Origin of the sequence: Mesorhizobium sp. M4A.F.Ca.ET.090.04.2.1 (assembly GCF_003999085.1) — a bacterium.
GTDB lineage: Bacteria > Pseudomonadota > Alphaproteobacteria > Rhizobiales > Rhizobiaceae > Mesorhizobium.
In genome coordinates, this window is the sequence record NZ_RZOT01000397.1 from 1 (window position 1) to 5,718 (window position 5,718).

Genomic DNA, 5,718 nt, shown 5'->3' on the forward strand with positions numbered 1-5,718 from the left:
AAAACCGCTGCGCACTTTTGGGCGACATGCATTTACAGGATGAATCTGGACAAATCCGTGTTCCTCGAGAGGTCGCCGACATGCTTTTGCACATAGGCGGAGTCGATGGTGACGGTCGTACCGTTGCGGTCCGGCGCGTCGTAAGAGATCTCGTCCAGCACCCGCTCCATCACCGTCTGCAGGCGTCTTGCGCCGATATTCTCGACGCTGGCGTTGAGATCGACGGCAATGCCGGCCAGCGAATCGATGGCGTCGTCGGTGAAGGCCAGTTCGACCCCTTCCGTCTTCATCAGCGCGACGTACTGCTTGATCAGGCTCGCCTCGGTCTCGGTGAGGATGCGGACGAAGTCCTCCTTCTCCAGCGCGCGCAGCTCGACGCGGATCGGCAGGCGGCCCTGCAGTTCCGGCAACAGATCGGACGGCTTCGACACATGGAAGGCGCCCGACGCGATGAACAGGATATGGTCGGTCTTCACCGGGCCGTACTTCGTCGCCACCGTCGTGCCTTCGACCAGCGGCAGCAGGTCGCGCTGCACGCCTTCGCGCGAAGGCCCGCCCGAAATGTCGCTCCTGGCCGCGATCTTGTCGATCTCATCGAGGAAGACGATGCCGTCATTTTCAGTGGCGTCGAGAGCGCGGCGGATCACCTCGTCCTGGTCGAGTAGTTTGTCGGACTCGTCATTGACCAGCAGCGCGTAGGAATCGCGCACCGTGGTCTTGCGGCTCTTGGTCTTGCGGCCGCCCATCGCCTTCGACAGCATGTCGTTGATGTTGAGCACGCCGATATTGCCGCCCGGCATTCCTGGGATCTCGAAGCCCGGCATGCCGCCGGTGCCGGTGTCGGCGACTTCGATCTCGATCTCCTTGTCGTCGAGCTCGCCGTCGCGCAGCTTCTTGCGGAAGGAGTCGCGCGTCGACGGGCTCGCCGTCTTGCCGACCAGGGCCTCCAGCACGCGTTCTTCGGCATTGATCTGGGCGCGCGCCGCGACGTCCTCGCGCATCTTCTCGCGCGCCAGGCCGATGGCAACCTCGACCAGGTCGCGCACGATCTGCTCAACATCGCGGCCGACATAGCCGACCTCGGTGAACTTGGTCGCCTCGACCTTGACGAATGGCGCGCCGGCGAGGCGGGCCAGGCGCCGCGAGATCTCGGTCTTGCCGACGCCGGTCGGGCCAATCATCAGGATGTTCTTCGGCATCACCTCCTCGCGCATCTGGCCTTGCAGCTGCTGGCGGCGCCAGCGGTTGCGGAGCGCAATGGCCACGGCGCGCTTGGCGTCCTTCTGGCCGATGATGAAGCGGTCGAGTTCCGAAACGATTTCGCGGGGAGAGAAGGTGCTCATGTCACTAAATTCCACTTTGCCACTGCTTGATGGACTCGAACGGATGCAGCAGCATGATCACGTTGAGCGTCAGATTGTCCCGGATGATGTAGCCCGTACCGAGCTCGAAGATGAGGGCCAGGGCAACGACCACCCATATAGGAAGCTTTCGCGCCATCACAAATCCCAGCACCATGGCCAACGTGTCCGATACCGAGTTGATGATGCTGTCGCCGTAATAGTCGAGCGAAATCGTGCCGGCGCGGTAACGCTCGATGATGAAGGGGCTGTTCTCCAGAAGCTCCCAGCCACCCTCGATGAGGACGGCGAAGGCGAGCCTCAGCCCGATCGGCGAACGCGGAAAGAGGAACCGCGCCAGCGCATAGAACAGGAAGCCATGGATGATGTGCGATGGCGTGTACCAGTCCGAGATGTGCTGGGAGTTCTCCGAGCTTTGCACCACCCCGTGCCACAGCTTGACATAGCCGCAGGTGCAGATCGGCGGATGGCCCATGCCGTAAAGCGCGCCGGCCTGGAAGATCAGCAAAGCCAGCATGAGCAGAAGCCCCATGCGCCAGCTGTCCTCATAGGCCGAAAGCGTCTTGTCCTCGCCGGATGCGTTCATCTGGTTCAGTCCCCCTCTTCCGTGTCGCCTTGCGCCGCGTCGACGGCCATCAGCACGACATCCCCGTATTGCGACTGCCTGCGGCCGATCGGCCTGAAACCCGCCTTCTCATAGGCGCGGATGGCGCGCGCGTTCCGCGGATGCGGATCGATGATGACGCGCGGCGCCCCTTCCTCGAAAAGCTGCTCGACGAACTGCCGCACGATCGCCGTGCCGTGGCCGACGCCGACCAGCTGCGCCAGGCCGATCGACAGGTCGATACCCAGCGTGCCGAACGGCTGGTCGGCATAGGGATGATCGTCCTCCAGATGCGGATCGTAGCTCTGCAGGTAGGCGATCGGCCGGCCGTCGAGTTCGACGATCAGCGGCTCGACCGAAACCGAGTCGATGTGCTCGCGGATTTCGGCGATCTCTTGTTCCGGATCGTCCCACCATTCGGCGACATGCGGCTCGGCCAGCCAGCCGGCGATCATCGGCAGGTCTTTTTCGGTCACCGGCCGAAAATCGTAAACGTGCTCTTGTTGGACCATGATCTTATCCGAAAACCGGGTCCCACTTTTCGGGATCATGGTCGATTGCCTCAGGCGGCATCGAGCGTTTCGACAACGAAGTTGCTGTTGGTATAGACGCAGATGTCGGCCGCGATCTGCATCGCCTTGCGGGCGATCTCCTCGGCGTCCTTGTCGGTGTCCATCAGCGCGCGGGCGGCAGCCAGCGCGTAGTTGCCGCCGGAGCCGATGGCCATGACGCCATGTTCGGGCTCGAGCACGTCGCCGGTGCCGGTCAGCGCCAGCGAAACCGACTTGTCGGCGACCAGCATCATGGCTTCCAGCCGGCGCAGGTAGCGGTCGGTGCGCCAGTCCTTGGCGAGCTCGACGCAGGCGCGCGTCAGTTGGTCGGGATATTGCTCGAGCTTGGCTTCGAGCCGCTCCAGAAGGGTGAAGGCATCGGCGGTGGCGCCGGCGAAACCGGCAATGACTTTGCCGCCCGTGCCGATGCGGCGCACCTTCCTGGCATTGCCCTTCATGATGGTCTGGCCAAGGCTGACCTGGCCGTCGCCGGCGATCACAACCTTGCTGCCCTTGCGCACTGTCACGATCGTCGTGGCATGCATGGTCAGTTCATTCGACATTTTCTGCTCCGATTCGCGCCATCCCAATAAGGCGATTGGCGCGGTACGAGGGACTTTGATCGGCCATATGTATGCATGGGGTGGGCGATTGCAAACGACATGCCGGCCCGCCCGATACCCCATGGGAATGGCAACTGGCAATCGCCGGATCATGCTGCTAGAAGGCTCTCGATTTCAAGCATATGGGCGTTTGCGGCCTGTGCGCTCCCGCACGCCATGAACCTCCTGGACAAGGATAGATCATGCCGACGCGTTCCGCCGAAGCCAGCCGCAAGACCAAGGAAACCGACATCTCGGTGTCGGTCCATGTCGACGGCACCGGCAAGTCCGACATTGCGACGGGCGTCGGCTTCTTCGACCACATGCTCGACCAGCTGTCACGTCATTCGCTGATCGACATGACGGTGAAGGCAAAGGGCGACCTGCACATCGACGACCACCACACGGTCGAGGATACCGGCATAGCGCTCGGCCAGGCGCTGGCCAAGGCGCTCGGCGAGCGGCGCGGCATCATGCGCTATGCCTCGATCGACCTCGCCATGGACGAGACACTGACCAGAGCGGCGATCGACGTCTCGGGCCGCCCGTTCCTGGTCTGGAACGTAACCTTTTCGTCGCCCAAGATCGGCACGTTCGACACCGAGCTGGTGCGCGAATTCTTCCAGGCGCTGGCGCAGAACGCGGGCGTCACGCTGCACGTGACCAATCACTACGGCGCCAACAACCATCACATCGCCGAGACCTGCTTCAAGGCGGTGGCGCGGGCGCTTCGTTCCGCGCTCGAGCGCGACCCGCGCCAGCCGGACGCCGTACCTTCCACCAAAGGTTCTTTGAAGGGGTAGGCGATGGCCATCTATGTCGTGATGGAGCCGCCGGCGGGCCGCGCAAAGGCCGATGAGACGACCTTCGTGCGCGACGGCTTCACCTGGCTCGGGTTCCTATTCTCACCGCTGTGGCTCGCCTGGCACCGGCTGTGGATCGAGGCGGCGCTGACCTTCGTCGTCATGGCCATCCTGTCGATGCTCGGCGAGAAGCTGGGACTTGCCTGGGCGGGCTCGGCCCTGTCGCTGCTGGTCTCGCTCTATATCGGCCTCGAAGGACAGGGGCTGCGCATCGCGGCGCTACGCCGCCGCGGCTGGCACGAATGGGGCGTCGTCGAAGCCGACAGGCTGGACGGCGCCGAGACGCGTCATGCTTTGGAGGCCGACGTGCCGCCAGACGAGCAGCCGCCCGCCCCGCGCATCGTGCCCGACGCCAATCTGGCACGGCCGACGCAGACCGGCATGGCTCTGGGGCTGACCCATACGCCGGGAAGGCCCTGACATGCGGGTCGCGATCATTGACTACGGGTCGGGCAATCTGCGCTCGGCCACCAAGGCTTTCGAGCGCGCGGCGCGCGAGGCGGGCATTGCCGCGACAATCGAGCTCACCGCCGACGCTGAACGGGTCCGCACCGCCGACCGCATCGTGCTGCCCGGCGTCGGCGCCTATGCCGACTGCGCGGCCGGCCTCAAGGCTGTCGCCGGCATGTGGGAAACGGTGGAGGACGTGGCTGTTCGCAAGGGACGGCCGTTCCTCGGCATCTGCGTCGGCATGCAGCTGATGTCGGAACGCGGGCTTGAAAAGACCGTCGCCACGGGCTTCGGCTGGATCGCTGGCGACGTCAAGGAGATCACGCCCGCCGATCCGGCGCTGAAAATCCCGCAGATCGGCTGGAACACGATCGAGCTTCGACGCGATCACCCGGTATTTTCTGGCATCGCGACCGGAGCCGACGGGTTGCACGCCTATTTCGTCCATTCCTATCATCTCGAGGCCAGGAAGCCGGACGAGGTGCTGGCCGTCGCCGACTATGGCGGGCCGGTGACGGCCGCTGTTGCGCGCGACAATCTCGTCGGCACGCAGTTCCATCCCGAAAAAAGCCAGGCGCTGGGCCTGGCGCTGATCGCCAATTTCCTGCGCTGGAGACCCTAGATGAACAAGAAGGGCTACTGGATCGCGCTGATCGACGTCCACGACCCCGATGTCTACAAGCAGTACATCGAGGCCAATGCCAGGGCCTTCGCCAAGTATGGCGCGAAGTTCCCCGTCCGGGCCGGGCGCTACACCAACCCGGAAGGGCCGACGGGCAATCGCCACGTCGTGGTCGAGTTCGAGTCGTACGAAACAGCGGTTGCCTGCTACGAATCGCCTGAATACCAGGAGGCCTCGAAATTCAGGCTCGCCGCCTCGACCGGCCATTTCGTGATCGTCGAAGGGGCCTGACCATGATCCTGTTTCCCGCCATCGATCTCAAGGACGGCAAATGCGTGCGCCTGAAGCATGGCGACATGGCGACGGCGACGATCTACAACGATGACCCCGCAGCCCAAGCCAGGGCCTTCGAGGAGCAGGGCTTCGAGTGGCTGCACGTCGTCGACCTCAACGGCGCCTTCAAGGGCCAGAGCGTCAACAGCGCGGCGGTCGGCGCCATCCTCAAGGCGACGAAGAATCCGGTGCAGCTCGGCGGCGGCATCCGCACACTGGAGCAGATCGAGGATTGGCTCGACCGGGGGCTGGCGCGCGTCATCCTCGGCACGGTGGCGGTGCGTGACCCAGACCTCGTCAAGCAGGCCTGCAAGGCCTTCCCGGGCAAGATC

General features: G+C 64.1%; 9 protein-coding genes. 5 read left to right on the forward strand and 4 right to left on the reverse strand.

Annotation, left to right across the window (positions count from 1 at the left end):
- Positions 1-32: 32 nt before the first annotated feature.
- Genes hslU through hslV form a run of 4 tightly spaced genes read right to left on the reverse strand, consistent with a single transcriptional unit; the run spans position 33 to position 3,079 of the window.
- Positions 33-1,343 (reverse strand): ATP-dependent protease ATPase subunit HslU, encoded by a 1,311-nt coding sequence (gene hslU, locus EN781_RS23750; RefSeq protein WP_126057096.1) that lies wholly within the window; start codon positions 1,341-1,343, stop codon positions 33-35.
- A 4-nt stretch (positions 1,344-1,347) separates the two neighbouring features.
- Positions 1,348-1,947, reverse strand: coding sequence for a DUF2585 domain-containing protein (locus EN781_RS23755; protein ID WP_126057097.1), 600 nt, complete (start codon positions 1,945-1,947; stop codon positions 1,348-1,350).
- Positions 1,948-1,952: 5 nt separating this feature from the next.
- The gene (locus tag EN781_RS23760) at positions 1,953-2,477 is read right to left on the reverse strand and encodes a GNAT family N-acetyltransferase (RefSeq protein WP_126057098.1); all 525 of its coding nucleotides are present in this window, start codon (positions 2,475-2,477) and stop codon (positions 1,953-1,955) included.
- Between the two features lie 50 nt (positions 2,478-2,527).
- Entirely contained in the window at positions 2,528-3,079 is a 552-nt protein-coding gene (gene hslV / locus EN781_RS23765; protein WP_126057099.1) for an ATP-dependent protease subunit HslV, read from the reverse strand.
- 242 nt (positions 3,080-3,321) lie between these two features.
- Between hslV and hisB the strand changes: the two genes are divergently transcribed.
- From hisB to EN781_RS23790, 5 genes are all read left to right on the forward strand, one after another.
- Entirely contained in the window at positions 3,322-3,921 is a 600-nt protein-coding gene (gene hisB / locus EN781_RS23770) for an imidazoleglycerol-phosphate dehydratase HisB (protein ID WP_126057100.1), read from the forward strand.
- Between the two features lie 3 nt (positions 3,922-3,924).
- The gene (locus EN781_RS23775) at positions 3,925-4,401 is read left to right on the forward strand and encodes a DUF2628 domain-containing protein (RefSeq protein WP_126057101.1); all 477 of its coding nucleotides are present in this window, start codon (positions 3,925-3,927) and stop codon (positions 4,399-4,401) included.
- 1 nt (position 4,402) lies between these two features.
- A complete protein-coding gene (hisH, locus tag EN781_RS23780) occupies positions 4,403-5,053 on the forward strand; it encodes an imidazole glycerol phosphate synthase subunit HisH (RefSeq protein WP_126057102.1) in 651 nt (216 codons plus the stop codon).
- Complete coding sequence (locus EN781_RS23785; RefSeq protein ID WP_126057103.1) at positions 5,054-5,344, forward strand: DUF1330 domain-containing protein; 291 nt, start codon at positions 5,054-5,056, stop codon at positions 5,342-5,344. It abuts the gene before it with no gap.
- Positions 5,345-5,346: 2 nt separating this feature from the next.
- Positions 5,347-5,718 (forward strand): HisA/HisF-related TIM barrel protein (locus tag EN781_RS23790; RefSeq protein WP_245492645.1); only part of this gene is annotated, 372 nt, incomplete at its 3' end.

Coding starts and splice junctions, on each gene's coding strand:
- hslU (WP_126057096.1), bottom strand. CDS start 1,343: ATGAGCACCTTCTCTCCCCGCGAAATCGTTTCGGAACTCGACCGCTTC.
- EN781_RS23755 (WP_126057097.1), bottom strand. CDS start 1,947: ATGAACGCATCCGGCGAGGACAAGACGCTTTCGGCCTATGAGGACAGC.
- EN781_RS23760 (WP_126057098.1), bottom strand. CDS start 2,477: ATGGTCCAACAAGAGCACGTTTACGATTTTCGGCCGGTGACCGAAAAA.
- hslV (WP_126057099.1), bottom strand. CDS start 3,079: ATGTCGAATGAACTGACCATGCATGCCACGACGATCGTGACAGTGCGC.
- hisB (WP_126057100.1), top strand. CDS start 3,322: ATGCCGACGCGTTCCGCCGAAGCCAGCCGCAAGACCAAGGAAACCGAC.
- EN781_RS23775 (WP_126057101.1), top strand. CDS start 3,925: ATGGCCATCTATGTCGTGATGGAGCCGCCGGCGGGCCGCGCAAAGGCC.
- hisH (WP_126057102.1), top strand. CDS start 4,403: ATGCGGGTCGCGATCATTGACTACGGGTCGGGCAATCTGCGCTCGGCC.
- EN781_RS23785 (WP_126057103.1), top strand. CDS start 5,054: ATGAACAAGAAGGGCTACTGGATCGCGCTGATCGACGTCCACGACCCC.